Here is a 1787-nt window from a genome sequence, read left to right as displayed (position 1 = left end):
AAAGATTTTATTTTGGGATACCAACGGTTTTTGGCTCTATTATCGTCGTTTAGAACAAGGACGATTTCAGTGGCCAAAACAGACTAATGAACACACGGCTATGGGCATCGAGCAACGCCAATTACAGTGGTTGCTATCAGGGTTACCGGTCAGTAATCAAACACGGCACCCGACTTTATCGGGGTTATCGGTGATGTAAATTAATCAGATCGTTTTTTTTACTTGAACGATCTTTCCCATGTGTCATGCTATTAAAATGCCAGACACTATTCTCATCACCGAACTACAAAATCAGCTTGCACTTATGCAGGCTAAGCTTGATGCTTTACAAGAAGATAAGGTTGAAATGCAATCGCGGATTGACCACTTGCTTGCTGAGCTTAAGTTAAGTAAATCCCAAAAATACGGTAAAAAAAGTGAAAAAGCCCCACGGGGCACCTTCAATGAAGCGGAGCAGCATAAAACGACTGAGCCGCCTAAACACCATAAGAAAGGCAAACAAACGCTGGCTGAGCACTTTGAACGAGAAGAGGTTGAGCACACCTTAACCGAGTTAACGTGTCAGTGTTGCGGTGAGCAACTACATCAATGTGGTAGTGAAGACAGCGAACAAGTTAAAATTATTCCGGCGAAAGTCAGTGTCATTAAGCACAAACAATTTAAATATGCTTGCAGACATTGCGAGCATGAACAATTGACCAGTAAAATCATCACCGCGCCTAAACCTAAACAACCGATACCGGGGAGTATTGCCAGTCCCGAGGCATTAGCGGCGGTTGTGACAGGCAAATACTGCGATGCCTTACCGCTTTATCGTTTCGTTGAAATACTGGGCCGTGGCGGCCTTGAACTATCGCGCGGAACATTAGCTAATTGGTGTATTAAAGCGGGCCTGCTAATCAGCCCCTTAGTGGCAGCCATGCAACGTCACTTGCTTAATGAGCACAGTTTATGTGCCGATGAAACCCGTACACAAGTCTTAGATGAAGGTGACAATCCTAGCAGCAATTCCTACATGTGGGTTTATCGCAGCAATGAGGTTAGCCATGAGCCTGTCGTGATTTACGATTACCAAGCAGGTCGAAGTCGCGCTTGCGCAAAAGAATTTCTTGCCGGTTATCAAGGCTATTTACAGTGCGACGGTTACCGTGTTTATGACGGTATTGAAGGCATTACCCCTGTTGGTTGTTGGGCACACGCTAGACGCAAATATAACGATGCCTTAAAAGCAGAGTCGAAAAACAAAGGTCGAGCGCATAAAGCCATCAGCTTTATCAGCCAATTATATAAACTGGAAACCCAGGCTAAAAACAAACAGTTATCCCCTCAAGCGCGGTATCAGTTACGACAAGAAAAAGCCTTACCCATATTAATGCACTTTAAAGCGTGGCTTGATGAAGCCGAAGGTAAAGTAACGGCGGGGAGTTATATTGGCAAAGCGATAAAATACACGCTTAATCAATGGCCGAAATTAATGCGATATAGTGAAGATGGCGAACTAGGGATTGATAATAATATTACTGAGCGAGATATTCGGCCGTTTACCACTGGTAGGAAAAACTGGCTATTCTCAAAGTCAATTAATGGTGCCCAAGCAAGCGCCACACTCTATAGTATTGTGATGACGTGTCGTGCCAATGACATCAATCCTTATTACTACTTTGTGCATTTATTTAAAACGTTGCCGAATCGAGATGAGGGTGATGATGATTTTACCGACCTAATGCCGTGGAATGTGCAGCTAGACTTCGATTATAGCTAAGCGCACTGCTTAAATGCGCGCTTAC

At 44.0% G+C, this 1787-nt stretch carries 2 protein-coding genes; both read left to right on the top strand.

Features of this window, described 5'->3' with window-relative positions:
• A partial coding sequence (tnpB, locus tag J5X91_RS17930; protein ID WP_208835389.1) for an IS66 family insertion sequence element accessory protein TnpB occupies nt 1–199 on the top strand: 199 nt, incomplete at its 5' end.
• A 57-nt stretch (nt 200–256) separates the two neighbouring features.
• Nucleotides 257–1762, top strand: a complete 1506-nt coding sequence (locus J5X91_RS17925) for an IS66 family transposase (protein WP_244453981.1) — start codon at nt 257–259, stop codon at nt 1760–1762.
• The last annotated feature ends 25 nt before the right edge of the window (nt 1763–1787 follow it).

The sequence above is a fragment of the Pseudoalteromonas sp. K222D genome (assembly GCF_017653575.1).
Classification (GTDB): Bacteria; Pseudomonadota; Gammaproteobacteria; order Enterobacterales; family Alteromonadaceae; genus Pseudoalteromonas; species Pseudoalteromonas nigrifaciens.
This window is presented reverse-complemented; position numbering and strand designations above follow the sequence as displayed.

Coding starts and splice junctions, on each gene's coding strand:
- J5X91_RS17925 (WP_244453981.1), top strand. CDS start 257: ATGCCAGACACTATTCTCATCACCGAACTACAAAATCAGCTTGCACTT.